This window comes from Actinophytocola oryzae, from assembly GCF_004364325.1.
Taxonomy (GTDB): domain Bacteria; phylum Actinomycetota; class Actinomycetes; order Mycobacteriales; family Pseudonocardiaceae; genus Actinophytocola; species Actinophytocola oryzae.
In genome coordinates, this window is the sequence record NZ_SOCP01000009.1 from 1 (window position 1) to 25078 (window position 25078).

20 protein-coding genes are annotated in these 25078 nt (G+C 70.7%); 9 read left to right on the forward strand and 11 right to left on the reverse strand.

The window, feature by feature from the left end; translation table 11 throughout:
* Positions 1–185: 185 nt before the first annotated feature.
* Positions 186–629 carry a hypothetical protein gene (locus CLV71_RS23780; protein ID WP_133905073.1) on the reverse strand — a complete coding sequence of 148 codons (444 nt, stop codon included), beginning with the start codon at positions 627–629 and terminating at the stop codon, positions 186–188.
* Between the two features lie 287 nt (positions 630–916).
* Here CLV71_RS23780 and helR point away from each other — a divergent pair, with 287 nt between their 5' ends.
* Entirely contained in the window at positions 917–3112 is a 2196-nt protein-coding gene (helR, locus tag CLV71_RS23785) for an RNA polymerase recycling motor ATPase HelR (RefSeq protein WP_208297721.1), read from the forward strand.
* Between the two features lie 49 nt (positions 3113–3161).
* Here the strand turns inward: helR and CLV71_RS23790 are convergent, their stop codons facing one another.
* Positions 3162–4367 carry a sialidase family protein gene (locus tag CLV71_RS23790; RefSeq protein WP_133905074.1) on the reverse strand — a complete coding sequence of 402 codons (1206 nt, stop codon included), beginning with the start codon at positions 4365–4367 and terminating at the stop codon, positions 3162–3164.
* Positions 4368–4467: 100 nt separating this feature from the next.
* A complete protein-coding gene (locus CLV71_RS23795) occupies positions 4468–6081 on the reverse strand; it encodes a peroxidase family protein (RefSeq protein ID WP_243866670.1) in 1614 nt (537 codons plus the stop codon).
* A 198-nt stretch (positions 6082–6279) separates the two neighbouring features.
* Here CLV71_RS23795 and CLV71_RS23800 point away from each other — a divergent pair, with 198 nt between their 5' ends.
* The gene (locus CLV71_RS23800) at positions 6280–6540 is read left to right on the forward strand and encodes an amphi-Trp domain-containing protein (RefSeq protein ID WP_133905076.1); all 261 of its coding nucleotides are present in this window, start codon (positions 6280–6282) and stop codon (positions 6538–6540) included.
* A gap of 4 nt (positions 6541–6544) precedes the next feature.
* On the opposite strand, the gene CLV71_RS23805 is transcribed toward CLV71_RS23800, so the two are convergent.
* Genes CLV71_RS23805 through CLV71_RS23815 form a run of 3 tightly spaced genes read right to left on the reverse strand, consistent with a single transcriptional unit; the run spans position 6545 to position 8065 of the window.
* Complete coding sequence (locus tag CLV71_RS23805) at positions 6545–7489, reverse strand: NAD(P)-dependent alcohol dehydrogenase (protein WP_133905077.1); 945 nt, start codon at positions 7487–7489, stop codon at positions 6545–6547.
* Between the two features lies 1 nt (position 7490).
* On the reverse strand, positions 7491–7751 hold the full coding sequence (locus tag CLV71_RS23810; protein WP_243866671.1) for a hypothetical protein: 261 nt from the start codon (positions 7749–7751) through the stop codon (positions 7491–7493).
* Positions 7748–8065 carry an ArsR/SmtB family transcription factor gene (locus CLV71_RS23815; protein ID WP_133905078.1) on the reverse strand — a complete coding sequence of 106 codons (318 nt, stop codon included), beginning with the start codon at positions 8063–8065 and terminating at the stop codon, positions 7748–7750. Before CLV71_RS23815 ends, CLV71_RS23810 begins: the two co-directional genes overlap by 4 nt.
* A 116-nt stretch (positions 8066–8181) precedes the next feature.
* Here CLV71_RS23815 and CLV71_RS23820 point away from each other — a divergent pair, with 116 nt between their 5' ends.
* From CLV71_RS23820 to CLV71_RS23830, 3 genes are all read left to right on the forward strand, one after another.
* Entirely contained in the window at positions 8182–9075 is an 894-nt protein-coding gene (locus CLV71_RS23820) for a hypothetical protein (protein WP_133905079.1), read from the forward strand.
* A gap of 122 nt (positions 9076–9197) precedes the next feature.
* Positions 9198–10703, forward strand: coding sequence for a glycoside hydrolase family 76 protein (locus tag CLV71_RS23825; protein WP_133905080.1), 1506 nt, complete (start codon positions 9198–9200; stop codon positions 10701–10703).
* A gap of 254 nt (positions 10704–10957) precedes the next feature.
* Positions 10958–11233 (forward strand): WhiB family transcriptional regulator, encoded by a 276-nt coding sequence (locus CLV71_RS23830; protein WP_424923902.1) that lies wholly within the window; start codon positions 10958–10960, stop codon positions 11231–11233.
* Positions 11234–11285: 52 nt separating this feature from the next.
* Here CLV71_RS23830 and CLV71_RS23835 read toward each other — a convergent pair whose 3' ends face one another.
* Both CLV71_RS23835 and CLV71_RS23840 read right to left on the reverse strand, forming a co-directional pair.
* Entirely contained in the window at positions 11286–14336 is a 3051-nt protein-coding gene (locus CLV71_RS23835; RefSeq protein WP_133905081.1) for a glycosyl hydrolase 115 family protein, read from the reverse strand.
* A 128-nt stretch (positions 14337–14464) separates the two neighbouring features.
* Positions 14465–15091 (reverse strand): class I SAM-dependent methyltransferase, encoded by a 627-nt coding sequence (locus CLV71_RS23840; RefSeq protein ID WP_133905082.1) that lies wholly within the window; start codon positions 15089–15091, stop codon positions 14465–14467.
* 87 nt (positions 15092–15178) lie between these two features.
* Between CLV71_RS23840 and CLV71_RS23845 the strand changes: the two genes are divergently transcribed.
* Together CLV71_RS23845 and CLV71_RS23850 are read left to right on the forward strand one after the other, a co-directional pair.
* A complete protein-coding gene (locus CLV71_RS23845) occupies positions 15179–15847 on the forward strand; it encodes an HAD family hydrolase (RefSeq protein WP_133905083.1) in 669 nt (222 codons plus the stop codon).
* Positions 15848–15900: 53 nt separating this feature from the next.
* The gene (locus CLV71_RS23850) at positions 15901–19647 is read left to right on the forward strand and encodes a glycoside hydrolase family 2 TIM barrel-domain containing protein (protein WP_133905084.1); all 3747 of its coding nucleotides are present in this window, start codon (positions 15901–15903) and stop codon (positions 19645–19647) included.
* 2 nt (positions 19648–19649) lie between these two features.
* On the opposite strand, the gene CLV71_RS23855 is transcribed toward CLV71_RS23850, so the two are convergent.
* On the reverse strand, positions 19650–20540 hold the full coding sequence (locus CLV71_RS23855) for a LysR family transcriptional regulator (protein WP_133905085.1): 891 nt from the start codon (positions 20538–20540) through the stop codon (positions 19650–19652).
* A gap of 61 nt (positions 20541–20601) precedes the next feature.
* Between CLV71_RS23855 and CLV71_RS23860 the strand changes: the two genes are divergently transcribed.
* Positions 20602–21453 carry an SDR family NAD(P)-dependent oxidoreductase gene (locus tag CLV71_RS23860; RefSeq protein WP_133905086.1) on the forward strand — a complete coding sequence of 284 codons (852 nt, stop codon included), beginning with the start codon at positions 20602–20604 and terminating at the stop codon, positions 21451–21453.
* Here CLV71_RS23860 and CLV71_RS23865 read toward each other — a convergent pair whose 3' ends face one another.
* Entirely contained in the window at positions 21454–24270 is a 2817-nt protein-coding gene (locus CLV71_RS23865) for a helix-turn-helix transcriptional regulator (RefSeq protein WP_133905087.1), read from the reverse strand.
* Between the two features lie 242 nt (positions 24271–24512).
* Between CLV71_RS23865 and CLV71_RS47885 the strand changes: the two genes are divergently transcribed.
* Complete coding sequence (locus CLV71_RS47885; protein WP_166664231.1) at positions 24513–24656, forward strand: hypothetical protein; 144 nt, start codon at positions 24513–24515, stop codon at positions 24654–24656.
* A gap of 18 nt (positions 24657–24674) precedes the next feature.
* On the opposite strand, the gene CLV71_RS23870 is transcribed toward CLV71_RS47885, so the two are convergent.
* Positions 24675–24974 carry a hypothetical protein gene (locus CLV71_RS23870; protein WP_133905088.1) on the reverse strand — a complete coding sequence of 100 codons (300 nt, stop codon included), beginning with the start codon at positions 24972–24974 and terminating at the stop codon, positions 24675–24677.
* Between the last annotated feature and the right edge of the window lie 104 nt (positions 24975–25078).

A 25078-nucleotide genomic window follows, 5' to 3' on the forward strand; every position in this document is an offset into this window, starting at 1 on the left:
CCGGCCATCACGTTCAGCTGTCACCATCACTCCACCCAGCAAGCCCAGACCCACCCGCCGACCAGCCAGGACCACCTAACCGACCGGCATTGGGCCTAGCCGCCGGATTCGCCCTCGGTGGACCCGATCGCGGGACGCGGCGGCGTGACCGTGTCGGACCGCCGCCCGCGTCCGCGCGAGGACTACTACTCGTCGTCGCCCGACTGGGCCTCGTCGATGGGCTGCGTCTCGTCGGCCTCGTCGACGGGCTGGGCCTCGTCGGCCGGTGCCGTCTCGTCCGCGGGTGCCTCCTCGGCAGGCGGTGTCGGCTCGGTCTTGTCGCAGGAGTGCGCGGTCACGATGCGTCCGTGGTGGAACCTGGACTGGCAGGTGTACACCGGCTCGCTGGAGCTCGTGAAGATAAACACCTCACCGTCGACGAAGGCGTACTGCTGCTCGTCCGAGTCACAGCCCAGGGCGTCGATGCTGTCCGGCAGGTTCGAGTCGTCCACGTAGTCGCACTGAAGGGTCTGGACCTCGGGGGCGGGTGCTGCCGATGCGGACAACGGTGCGGCCACGGCCATTGCCACCGCGGCGCCCAGTACCGCGGCGTGGGAAACGATCCGACGAGTCAGTCGACGAGTGGTCATCCTCTGTCTCCTCTTGTTGTGCTGGAACGACAGGGCGCGTCCGGCAGTCGCCGAACGCGCCCGTCCCAGCACAACATCACCTCGGTGGCGCCACCACCGGGACAGCCGGAGTCCACCTGACCGGATGACACAGCCATCCGGAGGTTCGCGGATCGTGGTGTTGTCATTCAGCGGCGTTTCACAGGAGCCACTTGACAAAGGGGAGACAATAAAAATTCGGCGCGCCCTCCGGAAACCATTGGAGAACTCGCCGTTCTTGAAGCCAGATTAACTGCTGTGAGGGGCATGTGTCAACTCAGGGGTACGAAGAGGAACTGCGGTCCGAGCGGGGTTACGTGGCCGGGCTCTACACGCGGCTCGACGCCGAGCGCGTGCGGGTGAAGGGCGAGTACGACGCGGCGCTGCTGGGGACCGGCGGGACACCGATGGAGCGGGACGACCACGTGCGTGCGTCGGCCAGGGAGATGAGGCGGCTGTCCGTCGCGGACAACGGGCTGTGCTTCGGCCGGTTGGACACCCTTTCCGGTGAACATTCCTACATCGGCCGGATCGGCCTGTTCGACGAGGAGAACGAGTACGAGCCGGTGCTGCTCGACTGGCGGGCACCCGCGGCGCGTCCCTTCTACGTCGCCACCGCCGTGACCCCGGAGAACATGCGCAGGCGCCGCCAGTTCCACACCCGGGGCCGTCAGGTCGTCGACTTCACCGACGAGGTGCTCGGCAGGCCCGGCGGCGAGGAGCGGGGGGACGCGGCCCTGCTCGCGGCGGTCAACGCGCCGCGCGGCGAGGGCATGCGCGACATCGTGGCGACGATCCAGGCCGAGCAGGACGAGATCATCCGGCTCGACCACCCCGGCGTGCTGGTGATCGAGGGCGGCCCCGGCACGGGCAAGACCGTGGTGGCGCTGCACCGCGTCGCGTACCTGCTCTACACGCACCGGGAGCGGATGGAACGCCACGGCGTGCTCGTGGTCGGGCCCAACCCGTCGTTCCTGAACCACATCGGCCGCGTCCTGCCGTCGCTGGGCGAGTCCGACGTGGTGTTCGTGACCACCGGCGACCTCGTGCCGGGCATGCGCGTCACCGCCGAGGACACGCCGGAGGTCGCGCGGCTCAAGGGATCGCTGCGGATCCTCGACGTGCTCGCCGCCGCGGTCGCCGACCGCCAGCGGCTGCCGGAGCGACCGGTGGAGCTCGACCTGGCGGGCGCCGCGGTGAGGATCGACGCCGAGACCGCGCAGTGGGCCCGGGAGGAGGCACGCGACAGCGGGTTGCCGCACAACGAGGCCCGCGCGGTGTTCACCGAGATCGTCACGTACGTGCTCACCGAGCGGGCGCTGGGGCGGATCGGCCGTGGCTGGCTGTCCCGCAGGGACCGTGACGCGTGGGAGCGGATGCGTGCCGACCTGGTCAAGGAGCTGGCCGAGGACGACACGTTCACCGCCGCCCTCGACGAGCTGTGGCCGATCCTGCCGCCGGAGAAGCTGTTGGCGCAGCTGTACACGTCCCCGGAGCGGCTGCGTGCGGCGGGCGGTGACCAGGCGCTGCTGCGTGCCGACGGCGACGCGTGGACGGTGTCGGACGTGCCGCTGCTCGACGAGCTGGTCGACCTGCTGGGTCGCCACGAGCCCGTCGACCAGACGGCGGAGCGCCGGCGCAGGGCGGAGGCCGAGTACGCGGCCAGGGTCCTGGACAGCCTCGTCAGCCGCCAGGACTCGATGGACGACGAGGACCACCTGTTCGCCACGGACCTGCTCTACGCCGAGGACCTCGGGGACCGCTTCGTCGAACACGACACCAGGGGCCTTGCCGAACGTGCCGCCGCGGACCGCGACTGGACCTACCGCCACGTCGTGGTCGACGAGGCACAGGAACTGTCCGAAATGGACTGGCGGCTGCTGATGCGGCGCTGCCCGGGCAAGTCGTTCACGGTCGTCGGCGATCTCGCGCAGCGCCGCTCGGAGGCGGGTGCGACGGAGTGGGCCACGATGCTGGAGCCGTACGTGCCCGGCCGCTGGGTGTACCGGTCGCTGTCGGTCAACTACCGCACCCCCGCGGAGATCATGACCGTCGCCGCCGCGCTGCTGGCCGAGTTCGCACCGGGGGTGACGCCGCCGGACTCGGTTCGCGCGTGCGGTGTCGCGCCGTGGTCGCGCCGGGTCTCCGAGGACGAGCTGCCTGCCGCGATCGAGGAGTTCGTCCGGGACGAGGCGGGCCGCGAGGGCACCAGCGTCGTGATCGGGCCGCCCGGTGTGCCCGGCGCGGTGGCGGCGTCGGAGACCAAGGGGCTCGAGTTCGACGCCGTCCTGGTCGTGGCGCCGGACCGGATCCTCGCCGACGGCCCGCGTGGCGCGGCCGAGCTGTACGTGGCGCTCACCCGTGCCACCCAGCGCCTGGGCGTCCTGCACGAGGGGCCGCTGCCCGCCGCTCTCTCCGGACTGGTCGAGAGGGGGACACCGGCCGAGGTCCAGCGGTCGGCGTAGCGGCCGGCGTGCGGCCGGTCCCGACCGGGACCGGCCGCGACACGCCGTCCTAGCCGGCGCAGCCCGCGTCGGTCACGCCGCCCTGCACCCAGGCGAGGTTGACCTTGCGGAACGCGATCGACCGGTGGGAGGTCGAGTTGCTCGCGGTGTTCTCGTTCACCTCGACCAGGGCGCCGATGGTGAAGTCGGCGGTCTTCGCGATGCTGGAGTAGCCGCCTTCCTCGTACGTGGCGCTCTCACCGGGGAGCGGGGCGTCCGACAGCGGGCGGCTGTAGCCCCACGTGCGGCCCTCGTCCTCGCTCACGCGGATGCGCATCTTCGTCCGCGTCTCGGTGCTCGCGGAGTTCAGGAACGCCAGTCGGGCGGGTGCGTCGGCGTTGTACCGCATCACCGAGCCCTCGTTCTTCGGGTCGAGCAGGCAGCCGGGCGTCGTGAACGCCGTGAAGCCCGACTCGATCGAGCCGCGTGCCACCCACCGGCGCCGCGCGGTCTCCCACGCCGTGCTCGACGGCCGGTCGTTGCGGTACAGCGTGCCGTCGGCCAGCTCCAGGACCGTCGACTCGCCGGTCTGCTCCATCGCCGCCCCTGCCGTCGTGCGCAGCAGCGCGACCTTCCACGTCGCGCCGTGGTCGTCGCTGTAGATGTTGCGGTGCTGCGCCGGGATCACGAGCCTGCCCGGGTCGTGGACGGTGGTCTGGATGCCGACACCGGGGCCGACCGCGTCCCAGTTCCAGCTCGCGCCCGACGCCAGCGTGCGGGGCTTCAGTGTCGACGACAGGTTCACCGGCGCGGAGAAGCTGACGCCGTCGTTCGTGCTCGACGACACCCACACCTGGCGGTCGTCCCACGAGTCGACCGTGCCGCTGGTCGCCGGTTGGAAATTCATAAACAACCAGATCTTGTTGTTCGAGCGGTCGACCACCGCCGTGGGGTTGCCCCACACGCCCTGCCCGGACCCGACCACCTCGGTGAGCGCCGACCACGTGGCCCCGTCGTTAGTCGAGCGCTTGTACAGCAGGTTGATGTTGCCGAAGTCCCCGTTGTCGTCCGCGCGGCCCTCGGCGAACGCGATCAGCGTGTCGTTGTTCGTCCTGATCAGCGACGGGATGCGGAACGAGTGGTAGGTGACCCCGTTCAGCGACTCGCCGCCGCCGTCGAACAGGATCCGCTCCGAGTGGGTCGCCGCGGCCGACACGGGGACCGGAGCGAGAACGAGCGCGACGAGCGGCAGCAGGACAGCGAGTAGTCGTCTCATGAGGTAGTTATTACCGCACAACCACGGCTTTGAGGTGGTTCACGCCGAAACGGGCCGAGCCGCCGAGGCCCCCTCGCGGGCGCGGCGGCTCGGCCCACGCTCAGTCGCCCAGCGGGTTGAGCAGGTCCGCCTTGCCCTCGAAGGCGAACAGGAGCAGGTCGGTCATCCGGAACGTCCGCCGGTCCGGCCCGAGCGTCGGCCGCCACGACCCGTCCCGCACAGTCGAGATCCGGCTGCCCTCCATCGCGCGGTGGAACAGCTCGGCGACGATCCGCCCGCCGACCGCGCCGAGCCGGCCGTTGTCGAACTCGGCCTCACGCAGCACGTAGAACCACAACGGCGTGTCGGCGCTGACGGCGGCACGCTGCTCGGTCGTGAGCCCGGCGAGCGTCGCGCCCTGGTTGCCGTCCAGGATCTGCGCCTCGGTCAGCGGCGGGACGCCGAACAGCGCCGCCATCTGCTGGCCGCTCGCCAACCGCACCATGTTCGCGCGCGTCAGGTTCCGGAACGCGAGGTTGCGCTGGATCGGCGGGATCTCCGTGCCACGGCCGCCGAACGTGCCCGCGGGCAGCTGCGCGAGCGGGTTGACGAGCAGCGAGTCGATCCGCCGCGCGACGTTCCCGCTGCCCGCGGGCACCGCGAGGTCCGGCCGGTTCGACTCGGTGAAGTCGTAGAGACGGCGGAAGTCCACGATCCAGTTGGTCGGCAGCGTCATCACGGTGCCGGAGTTCGGGTCGTCCAGGTCCGGCAGGGTGGCGGCCCCGTCGAAGTTGCCCGCCACACCGGTGAACGTGAACAGCTGGAACAGCGTCGCGGGGCCGACCGGCCCACCCGTCCTGAACACGCGGTTCCACTGGTAGGCGGCGCGCACCATGCTGTGCCCGAACCGGTAGGCCGCGACCGCGAACTCGAGCGGCATCGTCGGCGGCCTGCCGAAGTGCCTGCGGCCGGGTGCCTCGAAGAACCGCCTGCCGTTGGTGAACACGTCGGCGACGACCGCCGGGTCGACCACCCTCGGCAGGAAGTCGGTCCGCAGCATCCACTGGTAGTGGCGGACGACCTCGTCGCGGGTGGCGTCGAACAGCCGGTTGCCACGCAGCCCCCGGAGTGCGAGCTCGTCCGCGACCCGGTTGTGGAAGCGGATGAACGCGAGGTGGGTCTGTGCGACCGCCAGGTTCTCGTCGTTGCGCAGGTCCGGGATGAGCGGCCGGCGGCGGTCCGCCGGCGTGCCGGTCGTGCCGCCGACCCTCGGCAGGTCGTAGCCCTCGATCTCCCTGTCCACGCCCGCGTCCCCGGCCGGGAAGCCGGCCCGCGAAGTGGTGCCGACCTTCAGGCGCACACCGTCGCGCTGGTAGAAGGCCCGGTCGTGCCGGTCGGCCGGACCGCGCCCGTAGACCGAGTCCAGGTCGAGCGCGGGGGAGCGGCCCTGGTCCAGCTCGTGGTCCGGCACGTCCTCGCCCAGCTCCGCGTCGGTGCGGTCCAGCGTCAGGTCGTGGTCGACGAACTGGCCGAGATAGGTGAACCCCGCGGGCACCTCCGCGTCCCCCTGCGGTACCGCCGCGGTGATCGCCTCGGTGAGCGCGGCGCGTGTCGCCTCGTCGACGGGCTCCCCCTCGGGCCCGAGCCGGGAGAACCGGAAGCGGTGCTCTCCCTTGTGTCGCGCCCGCCTGTTCGGCCGCCCCTCGCGGTCGAACTCGAGCACTCCCTCGTCCACGACGAAGAAGCTGTTTCGTGCGTGTCTCGACATGAATTTCCCCCACTGCAACGCCGACACGGACAGCCGGCCTCGTGACCAAGAGAGTCCTGTCAGGCGGCCGAGATACACCAAGGGGCAAAACTGTGCCTACCCGATCGGGTGATTCAATACGGACAGTGGCGACCAAATCCGGCGTCGCCCTGGTGAGGAGGTCACGTGTCCGACGCGACGAGGGATGTCGAACGCTTCTATTCGACGGCCGAGGTGGTCGCGAAGCTCCGGCGCCTGGCGGACGCGCTGGAGGCGGAGACCCCGTTCCGCATCCAGATCGCGGGCGAGCGCGTCCGCGTGCCTGCCCGCGCCGAGTTCTCCCTGGAACACGAGCGCGGCGACGGGGAGGAGGAGATCGAGTTCCAGCTGAAGTGGAAGCTCGACCCGGGAGCCACCGAGGCGGACGACGACTCCCCGGAGGTGTGACGAGCTAGGGAACCACCACGACCTTGCCCCGGACGTTGCCATCGCGCAGGTAGGTGATCGCGGCGGCCGCGTCGGGCAGGGCGAAGGTCCGGTCGACCGCCGGCGTGACCGTGCCGTCTGCCAACAGCCCGGCGAGACGCACCAGCGACGCCTTGTTCTCCAGGGAGATCGGGGCACGCAGGCGCTGGCTCGTGAACGGGGAGCGCAGCAACGCGCCGAACGGGCGGTCCAGCGCGCCGATCCAGCGACCGCCCTCCTCCGAGCCGATCAACACCAGAGAGCCGCGCGGGGTGAGCAGGCTTCGCAGCACCGGGAACGGGCGGCTGCCCGCGATGTCCAGCACCAGGTCGTACTCGCCGGTCACGTCCTCGGCGCGGTAGTCGATCACCTTCCTGGCACCGAGAGAGCGGACCAGCTCCAGCTTCCTCGGGCCGCACACGCCCGTCACCTCGGCGCCCATGGCCACGGCGAGCTGGACCGCGTACGAGCCGACGCCCCCGCCGGCACCGATCACCAGCACGCACTGACCCGCCTCGAGGTCGCGCAGCGCCGTGAGGGCCGTGCACCCGGACACCGCGACGGCCGCCGCCTGTTCGAAGGTCACGTTCGGCGGCTTGGGGACCAGCGTCCGTGCCGTGGCGTACTCGGCGAAGGTGCCCCTCCCCACCCCGAACACCTCGTCGCCCGGGTGGAAGTCCGTCACCTCCGCGCCGACCTTCTCCACCACCCCCGCCACGTCCATGCCGGGGACCGGGAACCGGGGGCGCCGCAGGCCGAAGGCCAGGCGGCCCAACAGGGGGAGCCCCGAGACCTGGTGCCAGGTGCCCTGGTCGACGCCCGCGGCGCGAACCCGGACGAGGACCTCCTTCGGTCCCGGCACCGGCAGGTCGATGTCGCGTAGCTCGAGGACGTCCGGCTCGCCGTAGCGGTCCTGTGTCATCGCCTTCATGTCATTCCACCGTTCTCAGAATCTGCTCGACCGCGGCCGTGCGCGTGCGCAGCTCGGCGAGGTCCGCGGCCGCTCGCTGCTGGGCGTCCAGGGTGTTCTCGGCCAGTTGCTCGTAGCGGTGCACGAGCTGGCGAAGGCCGTCCTCCTGGTCTGCGACGATCCGCGCCTTGCGCAGGTCGAGGAAGGTGGACAGCGCGCCGCCGATGATGATGATCACGACGACCATGGCGCCGAGGATGATGGCTGCGTTGGGCCAGGTCACGTCTGCTCCTTGCGTGCCGGTGGGGTGAGGGAGTCGGCGGCGTCGGCCAGCGCCGCCGCGGTGAGGCGCACGTCGAAGTCGGTGACCTCGAAGTACTTCATGGCCTTGCCGTCCGCCGACAGCTCGAGGCTGCCGGACACGAGGCCCGCGGCCTCCAGCTTCTGCAGGTGCATGTGGAGCAGTGGGCGGCTGACGCCGATCTCGCGTGCCAGCTGGCTGACGTACTGCCGGCCCCCGGCCAGCCTGGCGACGATCCGCAGCCGGATCGGGTTGGCCAGCGCGGCCAACAGCTCCACCAGGTCGTCGCCGGTCATCTCTCTCCTACACCTGTCATAATTCTCTGACAGGTGAAAGGCTAGCGCGACACGCATCGAACGCACAAGTCGCAGAATGCACGTAACAGGACGCTTGGTGCACCGATGCAACGGCCATGGTCGAGAACTCCACCTCGGGTCTGGCGATGGTTGCCGCCGAGGTCGTCGTCACCGTCACCCGCGAGGAACAGCACCAGGACGCGCTCGCCGGCTACGCACCCGCGCCGGGAGGCCGGCGGCGTGTCGCCGTCGAGCTGGCGTGGTGCGTGGTCGGTGCCGGGAAGTACAGGGGAGAGCACGCGATCGAGGTGCGGCTCGACGGGCGACGGGTGGGGGAGCTGACCTACCCGATGTCGCAGCGGTACGCGCCGCTGGTGACGTGGGCACGCGGACAGGGTGGGCGCGCGGGCTGCGAGGCGGTCGTCGAGGGTGGGGAGCGGGGACTGCAGCTGACGCTGCGCCTGCCGCGTGACCTCGACAACCTGCCTGCCGTGGCCACCGCCGCGACCGAACCGGCGACAGCCGTCCACGCTGTCCCGAACCCGCAGGGCACGTTCGCGCGACACCGCAGGGCGTGGGTCGTCGCGGGTGCCGTGACCGCCGTGCTCTTCTTCGTGGCCATCGCCAACGGCGACGAGGACGCCGACGTCTCACCGTCCGCGGCGGACGAGACCACCACGACCGCGGCCGTCCCCACGACGACCGAGACCACCACCACGACGACCACGCCGCCACCGACGACGACCACGACCACCACGACGACCGTCGTCCCCCCACCGCCGCCCGCGCCGCCGCAGACCCAGGAGCCCGTCGCGCCGCCGCCTGCCGTCGAGCCCCCGCCGGTGTCGCAGTGCGACCCGAACTACAGCGGCTGCGTCCCGATCGCCTCCGACGTCGACTGCGCGGGCGGCAGTGGCAACGGCCCGGCGTACGCGGACGGCCCGGTCACCGTGATCGGCAACGACATCTACGACCTGGACCGCGACGGCAACGGCGTCGCCTGCGAGTGATGCGGGTTCATTGACGCCCCCACGGGACGTGACCTAACGTCAACAGTGCGTGAGAGCGCTCTCACCCCTGCTGGCGGCCGTAACCCCTGCGCGGCCGCCGGAGCGCTCCCCGGGAGGTCTCGATGCCGAGATCCGTGCTGGCCGCTGCCCTCGTCGCGATCGTCGCCACGTTCGTGCCCCACCAGGCGGCCGCGGCCCCTGCCGGCCAACCTCCCGCCCCACCGGCCAAACCGAGCACGGTCCAGCAGGCGTCGCCGACGAGCGGGGTGAACCCGCTCGCCGTGATCTGCAACCGCTACTGCGACTCCCGCGACCCCGCCCTCGCGGGAAGCGACCGCGAACCCGTGTCGTCGACCCTGTACGGACGCCGGTTCTCCCTGCATGTCAACGACAACGACGCCATGGGGTGGGCCGCCGTCACCGGGGGCAGCCCCGGTGACGAGGCGTGGCTGGACCGATCCTTCGACGGCGGCCGCACATGGGGATCGGGCAGCCGCCTCGGCGCCGTGCGCATCCCGGCGGGCTCGACCGGCTGGCGCACCGCGATGTTCAACGTCGACGACTGGAACAACCGAGGTGTCGGCGCCCTGCGCGCGTGCGGGAAGGCCGCCGACCGGCCCGAGATCGCCTGCACGCCGTGGGCACGCAGCAACTGGAACGCCTGGGACCGCCGGACCTCGGCCGCCACCGCGCTGATGATGCTGTACCGCAACGACACCGGCCTGTTCGACACCACCGGCTGGTGGAACTCGGCCAACGCGCTCACCGCGATCATCGACAACATCCGCGTGTCCGGCATGTCCAGCTACAGCTACGCGATCGCCAACACCTACGACCGCAACGTGAACTCCGGCCTCGGCCAGTTCCGCAACGACTACGTCGACGACACCGGCTGGTGGGCGCTCGCGTGGGTCGCCGCCTACGACCTCACCGGCGACGGCCGCTATCTCGACACCGCCCGCGCGGGCGCGGACTACATGAACTCCTACTGGGACGGCACGTGCGGCGGCGGCGTGTGGTGGTCGACCGCCCGCGGCTACAAGAACGCGATCACCAACGAGCTCTACATCCAGGTCAACGCCGCGCTGCACAACAGGATCGGTGGCGACGCCGAGTACCTGCGGCGCGCGAACGCCGGCTGGAGCTGGTTCTCGGCCTCCGGCATGATCAACAGTGGCAACCTGGTCAACGACGGCCTCGCCAGTGGGTGCGCCAACAACGGCCAGCCGGTCTGGAGCTACAACCAGGGCGTCCTCCTCGACGCGCTCGTCGAGCTGAACCGGGCCACGGGGAACGCGGCGCTGCTCACCCGGGCCCGCCAGCTCGCGAACGCCTCGACGACCAACACGGGCCTCAACCCCGGCGGCATCCTGCGGGAACCGTGCGAGCCGTCGAACTGCGGCGGCGACGGGCCGTCCTTCAAGGGCGCGTACGTCCGCGGCCTCGGTTCGCTGAACGCCGCGCTCGCCGACCACCCGTACACGGCCTACCTGCGCCGCCAGGCCGACTCCGCCTACGCCACCGACCGCACCGCACTCGACCAGTACGGACTACGCTGGGCGGGGCCCGTCGACCAGCTCGACGCCGCGCGCCAGCAGAGCGCCACTGACCTGCTGAACGCGGCGTGATGTAGCTGACGGTGGAATAACCCGAGCGTTTCCGCGTGTTAGCAAGTACGCTGTTATAGGGACGGTGTCACCACCGTGTCCACAGGGGTTGACTTCTGTGCCCCATGGGTACACCACCACGGCTGTCCGGCTTGTGACCAGCACTCGCGCGCGGGTGCTGTACGGGCCGAAAAGGGACGAGTTTCGTTCCTGCGCTGTTCCGCGCCCGCGTTCAGGGCGCGTGACCAGGGCAAACGCTATGACGAACGAGAACCATGCTGCGATTGGAGGCGGCTGACATGAACATGATGGACGACTGGCGAGACCGCGCCGCCTGCCGAGACGCGGACCCGGAACTGTTCTTCCCGGTGTCCGACATGGGTCCCGGCGCACGACAGATCGCGGATGCCAAGGCCGTGTGCGGCCGTTGCCCGGTGCGCACGCAGTGCCTCGACTACGCGGTCGAAACTGGTCTGGACCACGGCGTCTTCGGTGGCACCACCGAGCGCGAGCGGCGTGAGCTGATCCGCCGCCAGCGCGTGGCCTCATAGAGCGAACAGGCACGAGGCCCCCGGGGAACTCCCGGGGGCCTCGTGCTGTGTCCTAGCGAAGGCGGGTGCTCGACGGCGGTCCGAGGTAGCTCGGCGCCAGCCCACCCGTGTCGATCACGATCTTCTGCACGATCACCGTCGGATCGACCGCCCACACCTTGAGCACGTGCTCACCCGGCCGGTCGATCACGTGCGTGGTGGCCGTGCGGTTGACGTTGTCGGACGTGTTGCGTTCCCACTGGCGGTTCATGGCTGTGTCGTCCGCACCGGTCGCCGTGGTCACGTTCACCTTCCTCGGCGCCTGGCCGTCCAGCGACACCGCGTAGGTCAGCCCGTCGGTCGGGTGCACGTTGTTGCGTGGCGACACGTACACCCACACCGTGACCGGCCCGGTCGTGTACACGTTCACCGTGTACTCCAGGCGAGGACCGGTCGGCTCCCGGCGCGGCGCGGTCACCGGCGAGGGCTCCATGCCGTCGCCGTCGCGGCCGATGTCCGGGATGCGCTGCCAGTCCCCGACGACCCGGCTCGTGGCGTCCGCCGGGATCGACACGTACCCGTTCGCCTCGACGAAACCGTGCTTCGGCCGGTGCGCGGGATTGTCCACAACGGCCTCGACGGCCACGCTGCGGCCCGCGCCGGTGATCGTCAGCGGCACCCGTGTCGTGCCGCGTGGCGCGTGCTTCCAGTCGACCGACACCTCGACCCGCACCTGCTTGTCGACCGTGCCCCGGGACCTCGACACCGACACGTACGGCTTCGCGGAGGTGATCCGGTAGTCGAACGCCGTCGCACCCCGGTTGAACACCTCGACGTACTGTCGCGGCTGGCTCTGGTAGGGGCTGAACGTCGGCAGCACCGCCGGTGTGGTCGCGGCCGGCCACCACTGGTCGGAGCCGTCGACGGCCACCCCCAGCTCGGCCGCCTCCGGCACCTGGATCCGTTGCACGGCCGGGAAGACCTCGTCCGGCAGTGCCTGGTTGTTCAGCTCGGGCTGCTGCCACGGCGCGTTCGGCCCGTAGCGGGCCACGTCGCCGTAGCCGATCTTGGGCTGTGACTGGAAGTTCTTCCACTTCCCGCCGGCGAGCCCGGTGTTGTAGTAGTCGTTCAGCGCCTGGTCGTCGGCGAACCTGGCGTCCGTCTCGTCGGCGAGGTCGTTCGTGGCCGCGCGGCCCTGCCTCGCGTAGAGGATGTTCGTGAACTCCGCGCGCCGCAGCGAGTACAGGTTCGCCGTCGCCGCCGTCGCGTACCCGACGAGCTGGAAGTAGGCGTCCTGGTAGGACCTCGGCAGTCCTCTCGCGACCCGTTCCGAGCGGGCCGCGAGCTGTTGCCAGTCCGCGGTCACCCGGTCCATCTCGCGGTAGTTCTCCAGGTAGTACGGGGTCATCTGGTCGTCGTAGGTGACCGTCGTGCCCGGACCGCCGGTGATGCGCCGGTTCAGCAGCTCCGGCTTGCGGCGCGCCTGCAGCACGCCGTACTCGTGCAGGACCTCGGCGATCTCACCCGACAGCGGACCCGGGAAGTTCTCGGCGGCGTAACGCTTTTCCCACTTCGGGACATCCCTGAGCGGGATGGGTTTCCACGCGTAGTCGAGGAAGAACTGCAGCGGCAGCTCCTCGTTCTTCATGTCGCCGACGTTGACCACCCAGAGCTTGTCGACGCCGTAGCTCTTCGCGGCGTTGAGCTGCTCCCACGTGTTGGCCATGTTGATGGTGTCGACCCACTTGTAGTTGCGGCCGCCACCCACGTAGTCGAAGTGGTAGTACATCCCGTAACCACCTGAGCGCGGTGGCAGCTGCGGGTCGGGCAGCTTGCGCATGTTGCCCCAGTTGTCGTCCGTGAACACCACGGTCACGTCGTCCGGTGCGCGCAGTCCCTTGTCCCAGTAGCGTTGTACCTCCTTGTAGAGCGTCCACACCTGCGGCACGTCGGTCATGCCCTTGTCGGCCAGGATCTGCCGCTCGCTCCCGAGGATCTCCTGCATCAGCTCGATGCCGTCGCCGTCGGGCAGACCGACGTCGCCGTTGCCGCGCATGCCGAGCGTGACCACGCCCTCGAAGTCCTCCTGCTTCATGCGTTCGATGCCGTCGGTCCAGTAGGCCTTGATCGCGTCGGCGTTGCGGCGGAAGCTCCACTCGCCCGTGCCGCCGTAGGGGTCGTGGCCCGGCGTCACGATGTTGCCCTGCGCGTCACGCACCGCGGGCACGGCGTGCCGGTTCCACTCCTCGATGCCCCGCATCATCGGCGCCTCGTGCGAGGTGCCCATGACCACGCCGTAGAGCGACGCGGTCGCGTGGTTGGCCGGGTCGTCCTCCGCGAACGCGCGGCCCCACACCGCGGGCCACAGGTAGTTCGCCTTCAGCCGCAGCATGACCTCGAACACCCGCGAGAAGAACTTGCTGTTCAGCCCGCCGGGATAACCGGGGGCGAGCCCCTCCCCGAACTGCGTCCGCGCCCACCGGTCGAGCGCGGGGTTCTCGTCGTTGATGAAGAACCCCCGGTACTTCACCGCGGGCGTGCCCTGCGAGTGCCTGCCGGGCAGCACGTACAGCTCGTCGGCGTGCTTCGCGGGCACGTCGTCCCACCAGTACCACGGCGAGACGCCGATGCGCCGGGACACGTCGTAGGCGCCGTAGATCGTGCCGCGCTGGTCGCTGCCGGCGATCACCAGTGCCTGTCGCACGCCCGGCAGCGGGTCGCGCACCACCTGCTGCAGCGAGGTCTCCCACTTCCCGGCGATACCGGACACGTCGAGCTTCCCGCGCTGCACCAGGCGGTCGATGAGCGGGCTGCCGACCGTGCCGACGAGCACCGGCTCACTGCCGCGCGGCACGTCGTCCAGCACGGTGGCCGGCCGGACCCCGGTGACCCGCGCCACGTCGTCGCGGAGGTCGCCGACCACCCTGACCACACCGGGATAGTCCGCCTCGCTCACCACGATCGGCGCGGCTCTTCCCTTCGCCACCAACGGGAACGAGCCGGGCCTCGGCGCGGTGACCACATAGGACTCCTCGGCGGCTCCCGCGGTCGCCGGTTCGGCGACGGCCGGGGTGATGGCAGCGGCGAGGAGCGGGACCACGATGAGGGCGGCGGACCTTCGCATGTCGATCTCCGTACTATCGCAGGGCGGAGCCGAAATTTTCGGAACACTTCCGTAACCCGCCCACGATAACCAGAGCACCGCCCGGAATCCAGAGTGCTTACGGCGCAACGGATTCCGAAACTTTCGGCCTAGGTCTTCTTCTGTGCCTTGAGAACGACGTCGTTGACGTGCGGGGTGCCCTCCGGTGCCGGCGACACCCTCGGCCGGGTCTCGTTGACCGACACCGTCCACGAGTCGTCGAGCAGTTCGGCGATCTCGGTCGGCTGGTAGAAGTCGTGCGGGTCGAAGGTGGGCCCGTTGTCGTGCTCGCCGTCGTGCTCGCCGTCGTGCCCGTGGCCGTGCATGTCGTTGATGTCGTGGCCGCCGATGAGCAGCGTCCCACCGGGTGCGACCGCGGCCAGCATGGCGAGGACGGCCCGCTCGGCGGTGTGGAGATACGCCCCGTACATGCAGGACACCAGGTCGAAGGCGCGGGCGGGCGGGGTGAACTCGGTGAGGTCGGCGTGGATCCAGTTCACCTTCGCGTCACCCGCCACGGCCGCCGCCCGTTCGAGCGCGACGCGTGAGATGTCCACGGCGGTCACGAGCCAGCCTCGCCCGGCCAGCCACAGGGCGTCGCCGCCCTCGCCGCAGCCGAGGTCGAGTGCCTGACCGGGGGGCAGGTCGGCGGCCTCGGTCACGAGCACACCGTTCGGCGCGCCGCTCCAGAGTCTGTCCTTGGTGGTGTAGAGGTCGTCCCAGAACTGTTGGTCCATGCCCCGCACCATGCCCCGCCCGCCTGAGGGCGGCAACCTTTGTTGCCGGTTCGGCAACTGGTCACCCTCGTTCCGTAGGGTTGGGGCATGATCGACGGCGTCCTCTTCGACTTCTCCGGCACCCTGTTCCGCTTCGAACCCGGTCCCGGCTGGCCGTCCGGCGCGGCCGACGAGGCCACGCGTGAGCGCCTGGTGGCCGTGCTGACCGCGCCGGTCATGGCGACCGACCACCTCCCGCCCGACCTGCGCCACGCGTGGACCCGCCGCGATCTCGACCCGGGCCTGCACCGCACGGTCTACCTGGGGGTGCTCGGGACGACCGGCGTCGATCTGACCGAAGAGGAGTCCGAGGGCGTGTACACGAGCCTGACCGACCCCAGGGCCTGGAATCCGTACCCGGACACCGAGGACGTGCTCCGCGGGCTGCGGGCGGCCGGTGTCCCGGTCGCCGTCGTCAGCAACATCGCGTGGGACATCCGGGGCATCTTCGCCCGCCACGGTGTCGAGGACCTGGTGGACGAGTTCGTGCTGTCCTATGTGGAGGGCGTGGTCAAGCCGGACCCCAGGATCTTCCGGATCGCCTGCCGGCGGCTCGGGATCGCGCCGGAGCGGGCGCTGATGGTCGGCGACAGCCCCGAGGCGGACGGCGGCGCGGCGTCCGCCGGAGCCGCCGTGACGATCGTCGAACCGCTGCCGACCGCGCGCCGTCCGGACGCCTTGCGTCATTCGGTGAGCGCGTTGCTACGGAGTGTGTAGGGTAAGCGTTGACTTTTGACTCCTGTGTCGTCGCAGCCACGGAGGTCGGGGACATGCGCAACCGGGTGGTCGTCACCGCACTGGCTCTGGCCGCGGGGGCGGTGACGGCACCGAGCGCCGCCGCCGACCCGGTGCCCGCCCTACGGGGTGGCGACGTGTACTCCTACCTCGAGAACCCCGGGATGACGGGGGAGGGGCAGCGCCCGCACCACGCGTTCCTACGCCCCTACGCCGACACCGCGAGCGCGGCCCGCGAGGACGACCGGAGCCCGTACGTGCGCTCGCTCGACGGCGAGTGGCGCATCGCGATGGCCGACCTGCCGGAGCACGTGCCTGCCGGCTTCCAGGCCCCCGGCTACGACACGTCCGCGTGGCGCCGGGTGAACGTGCCGCACACCTGGCAGACCGACGGGCTCGACCACCCGATCTTCCGCAACATCGCCACCGAGCTCCAGCCGGACGACCCACCACACGTGCCGAGGGACATCAACCCCACGGCCGCCTACACCCGGGACTTCGACCTGCCCCCCGGCTGGGGCGGCCGGTCGACGTTCCTGCGGTTCGAGGGCGTGACCTCGGGCTATCTCGTGTGGGTCAACGGCAGGTACGTCGGCTATGACCAGGGCGGCTACACGCCGGCCGAGTTCGACATCTCCTCGGCGCTGCACCAGGGCCGCAACCGGCTCGCCGTGCAGGTGCACCGCTGGACCGCCGGCTCCTACCTGGAGGACTACGACCAGTGGCGGTACGCGGGCATCTTCCGCGACGTGAACCTGTACTCCACGCCCGCGACCCGCATCGAGGACGCGACGCTGCGCACCGACCTCGACGCCGGCTACACCGACGCGACACTGTCGGCCGCGGTCGAGATCGCGCACGACCCGGACGGCACGACGGGAGAGCACCGGGTGACGGCGAGCCTGCGGGACGCGCACGGCCGCGAGGTCGCGAGGGCGAGTGTCGCCGTGGACGTGACCGGGCCGACCACCGCCCGGCTGTCCATGCCCGTCCGCGCCCCGGCCAAGTGGAGTGACGAGACACCGAACCTGTACCGGGTGGTGCTGACGCTCGCCGGCCCGGACGGCCGCGTCACGCACACGACGAGCGACGCCGTCGGCTTCCGCGAGATCGAGATCCGCGACCGGGTCCTGCTGGTCAACGGCAGGCGGGTGCTGTTCAAGGGCGTCAACCGGGCGGAGACCGACCCCGAGCACGGCAGGCACGTGCCGAGGCAGGCGCAGGAACACGACGTCGCGCTGATGAAGCAGCTGAACCTCAACGCCGTGCGGACCTCGCACTACCCGTCCGACCCGTACTTCTACGACCTCGCGGACGAGCACGGGCTGTGGATCGACGACGAGGTCGACATCGAGACCCACGACCACGAGAACTGCGCGGTGTGGTGCGAGGCGAACCAGCCGGAGTGGCGCGACGCGTTCCTGGACCGGTTCACCGCGATGGTGGAGCGGGACAAGAACCACCCGAGCGTCTTCATGTGGGACACCGGCAACGAGGCGGGGCTCGGCTCGGCGCACTTCGCGATGGCGGACTGGCTGGCGGCCAACGAGCCGACGCGGCCGAAGTACCACCAGTCCAACGATCCGGACGGGGACGCCCCGTACGCGGACGTGTGGGGGCCGAGGTACCCATCGCCGGAACGGTTCGCGCAGCAGGCGGCGACGACGACCAAGCCGCTGATCTTCGGCGAGTACGCGCACGCGATGGGCAACAGCCTCGGCAACTTCGGTGAGTTCTGGGACATCATCCGCGCGCACCCGCAGACACAGGGCGGGTTCGTCTGGGACTGGGCGGAACAGAGCATCCGCACGCCGCTGCGGATCGTGCCGGACTCGTCCGGCAACGGCATACCGGCGCACCTGTCCGGCGCGCCGTCGCTCGTGGACGGACATCGCGGCAGGGGCCTGTACCTGTCCGGCCTGGACGACTTCGTCGAGGTGTACCGCGACCGCAGGCTGGACCTGACCGGCACCCTGACGCTCGACGCGTGGGTGCGTCCCGAGGCGTGGACCGGCGAGTTCCACATCCTGGGCAAGGGAAACCACCAGTACGCGCTCCGGATGGCGACGCGGGACACGGTGGAGTTCGTCGTCCAGGGCGGCAGGGCGCGGTCCGTGCGGGCGAGGGTGCCCGGCGACTGGTACGGCAGCTGGCACCGGGTGAGCGGCACGTACGACGGAGCCGTGCTGCGCCTGTACCTCGACGGCCGCGAGGTCGGGAACCTGGCGTACGGCGGCCGGGTCGACTTCACCTCCGGCGAGGTGAACATCGGCCGCGACTCGGAGACGGCGTGGAACGACCCGTCCACCATCGGCCGCCTCGCGCACGGCGTCGTGGACGACGTCCGGATCTACGACCGCGCACTGCGGCCGGACGAGCTGACCGGGGACAACTCCGCGCCCAACGCCGTGCTGGCACTGGACTTCGACCGGATCGAGGAGCGTGGCAGCTACCTGTCCTACGGCTCCACACTGTCCGGTCTGGACGGTCTGGTCGGGCCGGACCGTTACCTGGAGCCCGAGACGACGCAGCTGGCGTGGGTGCAACAGCCGCTGCGGTTCTCCTACGCGGCCGGCACGCTGACGGTCGGCAACGAGCGCCAGTTCGCCGGAACCGACGGCCTCCGGCTGCGCTGGCGGGTGACCGAGGGGGCCAGGACCGTGACCGGCGGCGAGGTACCGCTGCGAGTCGGGCCCGGCGAGACCGGCACGGTGCCGATCCCCGTGCCGGGCAATCCCCGTGACCGGCAACGGTTCCTGACCGTCGAGGCGGTCACGCCGTCCGGTGACGCGGTCCTGCCGCGAGGCCACGTGGTGGCACACGACCAGTTCTTCCTCGACGGCACGGGGGTGCCCGGCCTCGACCCGCCACCGAGCGGCCCGGTGCGGACGTCCGAGGACGAGTCGAGGGTGGTGGCCGCGACCGGCGACACCCGGTACACAGTGGACAAGGCCACCGGTGCCCTGTCGTCGATCACGGTGCGGGGCAGGGAGTTGCTGACCAGCGGCCCGGCACTCGACGTGTGGCGGGCGCCGATCAGCAACGAGACGTTCGCGTGGGGCCGTGCCGAGGGCGAGGACTGGCGACGCGTGGGCCTCGACCGCCTGGCGACGACGGTCACCGGCGTGTCCGTCGAACCGCTGCCGTCCGGGGTGCGGGTGGCGGTCACGTCGCGGGTGGCGGCCCCGGACGTCGCGAACGCGTGGTTCGACCAGACGATGACCTACACCGTCGACGGTACCGGCACCCTCCGGTTGGGACACACGGTGACCCCGCAGGGCGACGTGCGCATGCTGACCTACCTGCCGAGGATCGGGGTGCGGCTGGCGGTGCCGTCGTCCTACGACCACTTCGCCTGGTACGGCAGGAAGGCGGAGAGCTACGTCGACCGCCGCGAGGGATCGCCGGTCGGCGTGTACGAGTCCACTGTGGCCGACCAGTACACGCGGTACTACCGGCCCCAGGACAACGGCAACCACACCGACGCGCGGTGGGCGCTGCTCACCGACGGCCGCACCGGTGGCCTGCTGGTGGCAGGCGCCGACGACGTGAGCGTGTCCAGGTTCGACGACCTGGACCGGGCGGCCTACCCGTTCCAGCTGAGGCCGAACGACGGCTGGACGACACTGCACGCCTCGCACGCGGTCACGGGTGTCGGCGACACGCCGAACCCGGTGCGTGAGCACTACCAGGTACAGCAGGACCAGACGTACTCGTACACGCTCACACTGCGCCCGCTGTCCGCGGGGGAGGCGAGAGCAGGCCTGCCCTCGGGGGCGTGAGGTCAGTCGACGGCCGCGGTCCGCAGCGCGTCCCCGAGGCGGGCGGCGGGTTCGGTGAGCGGCTCGGCGAGCCACGCGAGCACGAGGCGGCGCGGTTCGCCGTCGACCTGCCGCACGGTCACGCCCGGGGGCACGACGGTCGCGAGTGCGGCGGGCACGGTGGTCAGGCCCGCGCCTGCCGCGACGAGGTTGAGCTTGGCGAGCCAGTCGCGCGCGGTGTGCGTGACGAACGGTCGCTCGTCGAGGCCGGGCCACACCCCCATCTCGCCGGCGGCCGGGCTGGCGACCCACTGCCTGCCCCGCAGGTCCTCGACCGACACGGACGGCGCGGTGGCGAGTGGGTGCCCCGGCGGCACGGCGACACACAGGTTCCGCTCGGCGAGCGTCGACGTGCGCAGGGGCGGCGACGTGGTGTCGAACGGCCGGAACGGCGGTGCGGCGGCGAGGACCGCGAGGTCGAGAGTGCCCGCCCGCAACGCCCGCACGAGGGCGGGCGTGCTGCCTTCCCTGCCGACCACGGTGATGGCGGGATGCGTGCGGCGCAGGGCCGCGAGTGCCCTCGGCACCAGCACGGCACCGGCACTGGCGAACCAGCCGAGCCGCACGGTGCCGCCCTCGTCGGGCTGCCCGCGCAGCTCGCGGACCACGGCGTCGAGCTCGGTGAGCACGGTGACGGCACGCCGCAGGACGACGTGGCCTGCGGCGGTGAGGCGGACGCCGTCGCGGCGGCGTTCGAGGAGGGTGGCGCCCGCGGCGTGCTCGAGGGCCGCGATCTGCCGCGAGACGGCCGACTGCGTGTAGCCGAGCGCCTCGGCCGCGGCGGTGAGCGTGCCCCGCTCGGCCGCCTCGCGGAACACCCGCAGCCCGGTGATCGACATGTCCATGACGTTCACGCATACCACTATTGCGGAAGTCTCGTTGGCCGCATGACCGGGATGTTCGTAGGTTGGTGACATGACACGCATCGCTCTCGTCACGGGTGCCAACCAGGGCCTCGGGTACGCGCTGGTCGAGGAGTTGGCCGCCCGCATGGACCCGGCCGACCTGGTACTGCTGACCGGCCGCGACCCGGACCGGGTGAAGGCGGCGGCCGACCGGGTGCGAGGCCGCGCCCGGGTGGAGGGGCGGGTACTCGACGTCGCCGACACGTCCGCGATCATCGCACTGGCAGCCGAGCTGGGCCGGACGGACATCGTGGTCTCCAACGCCGTGGCCCCGCTGGTCCCGGACCGTCCGCAGACCGAGCAGGCGGACGAGTTCGTCGCGGTCTCGAACACCGCGACGCACGCGGTGCTCCGGTCGTTCGCCCCGACCCTGGCGCCGGGTGGCAGGCTGCTGGTCGTCGCCAGCAGCCTGGGCACCCTCGGCCACCTGGAGCCGCGCCTGCACCCGCTGTTCGACGACGTGCCACTGGAGTCGGTCGAGACGGCGGTGGCGGACTGGCTCGGGGCCGTGCACGACGGCACCGCCCAGGAGAAGGGCTGGCCGAAGTGGGTGAACGTGCCGTCGAAGGTGGCGCAGGTGGCCGCCGTCCGCGCGGTAGCCGTGTCCAGGCGTGCCGACGACCTGGCGGCGGGCCGCCTGATCGCGGCGGTGTGCCCCGGCCTGGTCGACACCCGCGCGTCACGTCCGTGGTTCGCCGACTTCAGCCAGGCGCGGAGTCCGCGGCAGGCCGCGGCCCCGATCGTCGACCTGGCCCTGAACCCGCTCGACCCGTCGACCTACGGCGAACTGGTCCGCTTCGGCAAGGTCCTCCCGTGGCACGACGGCGAACCACCGAGGCGGCAGGACGAGCTGGTGAGCTGATCAGGCGGTGGTGCGGTCGTGCTCGGCGGCCTCGCGCGCGATGTCGATCCGCGACCGCACCCCCAGCTTGGCGAGGATGTGGGACACGTGCGTCCCGACGGTTCGCGGTGAGAGCACGAGCACCTCGGCGATCTGCGGGTTGGACATCCCTTCCGCGACCATCCCGGCGATCTTGGTCTCGGTGGGGGTGAGGGCGTTCCAACCGGCCTGGACCTGCCGGTGCTTGGCACGGGGGCCGCGGCGGATGCCGTGCTGGCGGAGCTGGGCACGCAGGTGGGCGAGGTCCCAGTTGGCGCCGAGCCGGTCGTAGAGTTCGTCGGCGCGGGTGAAGGCGCCGCGCGCGGAGTCCTTGTCACCACGGGTGGCGAACCCGATGGCGGCGGCTTCGAGTGCCTTGGCGCGCAGCAGGGGTCGGCCGGCGTCGTTGTACCGGTCGGCCGCGTGCTGCAGCAGGAGCGGGTCGCGCTCCAGCAGACCGCGGCAGTAGGCGGCGGTCCCGAGCCGGTGAGGCACCTGCGACCGCCGCGCCAGGATGGCCGCCTGCTCGGCGACCTCGGCCGCGGCCCCGGCGGTTCCCGTGTTGGCGGCGAGCCGGGCCGCCTCCGGGAGGAGGTCCTCGACCTCGTCCAGTTCCTCGGCGTCCCCGGTGACCCGGTCCGTGAGCACGGCCAACGCTTCGTCGGGCTGGTCGGCCACCTCGTGGTCGAGACTGCGAGCCAACATCAGCGAGGAGACCACCCGGTTCCCGATCTGCTCCGCACTGGGCGCGGCCAGCTCGAGGTGCTGACGGGCCTTGGCGGCATCCCCGCGGTGGAAGGCGATCACCGCGGCGATCCCTCGGTCGCAGCAGGTGGCGCCGGGATCCTTGAAGTCGTCCGGCAGGGTGTCGACCTCGGACTGCGCGTCGTCCCAGCGACCCACGTGGAAGAGCAGCTGTCCCAGGGCGCTCTGGGCCTGCGCCAGCCTGACCAGGCTGCCGGTGCGGTCGGCGAGCTGGCGCACCCGGGTCGCGGTCCCCAACGCCTCCTCGTACCGGTCGAGGTTGCCGAGCGCGACCGCCTTGTTGATCTGTAACAGCAGGCTGAGGTCGTTCAGCGACGGGTCGTCGCCGACGACGTCGAGCGCGCGGTCGAACAGGGGGAGCGCGACGGTCACGTCACCCTTCATGATCGACACGACGATCAGGACGTGTAGGGACCAGCCCATCGCCCAGGTGTCGCCTGCCTCCTCCGCCGTGGCCAATGCCTTCGTGGCAACGCTTCCGGCCACCGACACCTCGCCGAGGTCCCGGTGGGCCCTCGCCGTCAGCACGAGCAGCCGTGCCCGCTGCTGAGCAGAGATGGCGGCCAGGTCGTGTGCCTGCTCCAACGCCTCGAGGGCCTCGTCGGACTGACCGAGCAGCGATCGGCTCTGCGACATCGTCCAGTGCAGGTCGACGAGGAGGTCGGGATCCTCGACCACGGTCATGGCCCGGCTGGCGACCCGGACCGCCTCGGCGCACTCGCCTGCCCGGTAGAGGGCCTCGGCCAGCCGGGACGCGAGTATCGCGCCACGCGAGGTGCTCGCGGGGGACCGGCTGGACGCCTGACGCAGCAGGGCGATCGCGTCCTTGGGTGCCTGCGCGATCAGCGACGCCGCCGCGTCCACGGTCCAGTTCAGCAGCGACTCGTCGAGCGGGTCGGCGCTCGGCACACTGATCGCGTGGAGGAGCTGCCGGGCCACCCGCGGCGTCGGTACCCCCGCCTCCGCGAGCGCGCGTGCGGCGTCGCGGTGCCACGCGGGCCGCACCGCCGCGGCGATGTCGTCGTAGAGCGCCGACCGGATGAGGGGATGCCGGAACGACAGCTTGTCGCCGATGTCCTTCAGCACCCCCGCGGTGCGCGCGACGTCGATACCCCTGACGAGGTCCGTCACGCGGCAGCCCTGGACTATCGCCAGGTCCGTCACGAGGAACTCGATGCCGAGGAGCGCGGCCGCCTGGAGCATGGTCCTGACGTCCTTGGGCAGGAAGTCGAGGCGGTCGGTGATGGCGGCCACGAGCGAGTCGGGGACGGGACCGCTGGTGACGTCGACGGCGCCGCCCTCGGTGACGGTCAGGCGCTCGGCGCGGACGAGCGCGTCCATGAGCTCGGTCAGGTAGAGAGGGTTCCCACCCGCCTCCGCGGCGAGTCGTAGCAGCTGCGCTCCCGGCTCGCCGGAGGACATCGTGGCGACGAGCTCGGTGACGGCGCTGTTGGTCAGACCTTCGAGGCGGACCAGACCGTGCTGGCCCACCATGCGGCGGATGGCCACCAGCTCGTCGCGGTGCGGGACGGGGCGCACGATGCCGATCAACAGCATCGGCGTGCGGCCGACCATCCGGGCGAGCCACTCGAAGACGCTGATGGTCGCAAGGTCGGCCCACTGCAGGTCGTCGACCACGAGAACGGTGGGGGCGGCGCCGGCCAGCTCCTTCATCAGCGCCAGCATCTGCTCCGCGGCGGCCATCGCGGGATCCGCGACGCCGGTCAGCTCACCACGCAGCAGGCGCTGGACGGTGTCGAGCCGCGGCTGGGTGCTCTCCATGCCGACGAGCGCGTCGAGCAGGGGCTGGAGGGGGAGGGTCTGCCCCAGCTCGTCGCACTCGGCCCAGTACACGGAGAACCCGCGTTCTACGGCGGTGGCGATGGTGGCGTGTGCGAGCGAGGACTTGCCGATGCCCGGCTCGCCTTCGAGCAGAATCGCGTGGCCGGCTCCGGTTGCGAGGTCGCTGAGCCACCCGGTAAGTCGGGAGAACTCGGCGTCGCGGCCCACAAGGGTGCGGCCCTCTCTCGGCATACCTCGACAGTATTGCGTGTCGCGGCATGGAACAACGGTCGGCGGGCAGGTTACGCCAACCGTGGTCGTGCTCATTCCGTTAGCCGTTCGTTAACACTCAGTTATTACCCATTACTTCTGGTATGCGATCCTTTTCTCAACAAATAAGTTCGGCCATCAATCTACCCTCGCGGCGATAGCGCACGCCAATTCTGCGCACCCAATTTTCCCGTACCCAGGAGGATGAGGAATCAGGAGGCACGATGAAAGTCGCGCGAATAGTGATCGCCGTGGTGGCGACCGTGGCGGCGGCGCTTGCGGTGGTGGGCACCGCAAGCGCTGATCCACCTGGTATGACGTACAACAGCGGCGTTCCTGACATGACGTACAACATGACCTACAACTGACAGTGTAGCAGTCAATTGTCAGCGTGTCTGCAATTGACTCCGGGTCGCGTGACCTCGGGTGCAGGGCGTTTCCGAGATGGTGCCAGCCTCTCGGTGACGCCCTGCCGCTCTGTGTACGGCCCGGTCCTGCAATGCGTACCCCAGATTCACGAGCCTGCCGCCCAGGCGGCATTCGTCGGCTACGCCTATACCTTCGTTGCGTTGGGCGTCCGTGTCGAGCATGCGTAGCACGAACCGTGCGATCTGGTTGTTGACGCTCGACATTTCAGCAACGAGCACCAGTTCGTCGTGCCAGTCCTCCGCGGCCACCACATTCACCCCGTGAATTCTGTTCCCAGACTTTTCTGACAATAGACAGTCTGCCCGGCGGGGGTGACGTGAGACATCGGTCAAGTGACGGATGTGCGAAGGGCAGTTGCCGG

Bases quoted from the DNA above. Each gene is read 5' to 3' on its own strand.
- CLV71_RS23805 (WP_133905077.1), bottom strand. From the start codon at position 7,489: ATGAAGGCGATGACACAGGACCGCTACGGCGAGCCGGACGTCCTCGAG.
- CLV71_RS23850 (WP_133905084.1), top strand. From the start codon at position 15,901: ATGCGCAACCGGGTGGTCGTCACCGCACTGGCTCTGGCCGCGGGGGCG.
- CLV71_RS23790 (WP_133905074.1), bottom strand. From the start codon at position 4,367: ATGAGACGACTACTCGCTGTCCTGCTGCCGCTCGTCGCGCTCGTTCTC.
- CLV71_RS23820 (WP_133905079.1), top strand. From the start codon at position 8,182: ATGGTCGAGAACTCCACCTCGGGTCTGGCGATGGTTGCCGCCGAGGTC.
- CLV71_RS47885 (WP_166664231.1), top strand. From the start codon at position 24,513: ATGAAAGTCGCGCGAATAGTGATCGCCGTGGTGGCGACCGTGGCGGCG.
- CLV71_RS23835 (WP_133905081.1), bottom strand. From the start codon at position 14,336: ATGCGAAGGTCCGCCGCCCTCATCGTGGTCCCGCTCCTCGCCGCTGCC.
- CLV71_RS23865 (WP_133905087.1), bottom strand. From the start codon at position 24,270: ATGCCGAGAGAGGGCCGCACCCTTGTGGGCCGCGACGCCGAGTTCTCC.
- CLV71_RS23830 (WP_424923902.1), top strand. From the start codon at position 10,958: ATGCTGCGATTGGAGGCGGCTGACATGAACATGATGGACGACTGGCGA.
- CLV71_RS23845 (WP_133905083.1), top strand. From the start codon at position 15,179: ATGATCGACGGCGTCCTCTTCGACTTCTCCGGCACCCTGTTCCGCTTC.
- CLV71_RS23815 (WP_133905078.1), bottom strand. From the start codon at position 8,065: ATGACCGGCGACGACCTGGTGGAGCTGTTGGCCGCGCTGGCCAACCCG.
- CLV71_RS23840 (WP_133905082.1), bottom strand. From the start codon at position 15,091: ATGGACCAACAGTTCTGGGACGACCTCTACACCACCAAGGACAGACTC.
- CLV71_RS23860 (WP_133905086.1), top strand. From the start codon at position 20,602: ATGACACGCATCGCTCTCGTCACGGGTGCCAACCAGGGCCTCGGGTAC.
- CLV71_RS23825 (WP_133905080.1), top strand. From the start codon at position 9,198: ATGCCGAGATCCGTGCTGGCCGCTGCCCTCGTCGCGATCGTCGCCACG.
- CLV71_RS23780 (WP_133905073.1), bottom strand. From the start codon at position 629: ATGACCACTCGTCGACTGACTCGTCGGATCGTTTCCCACGCCGCGGTA.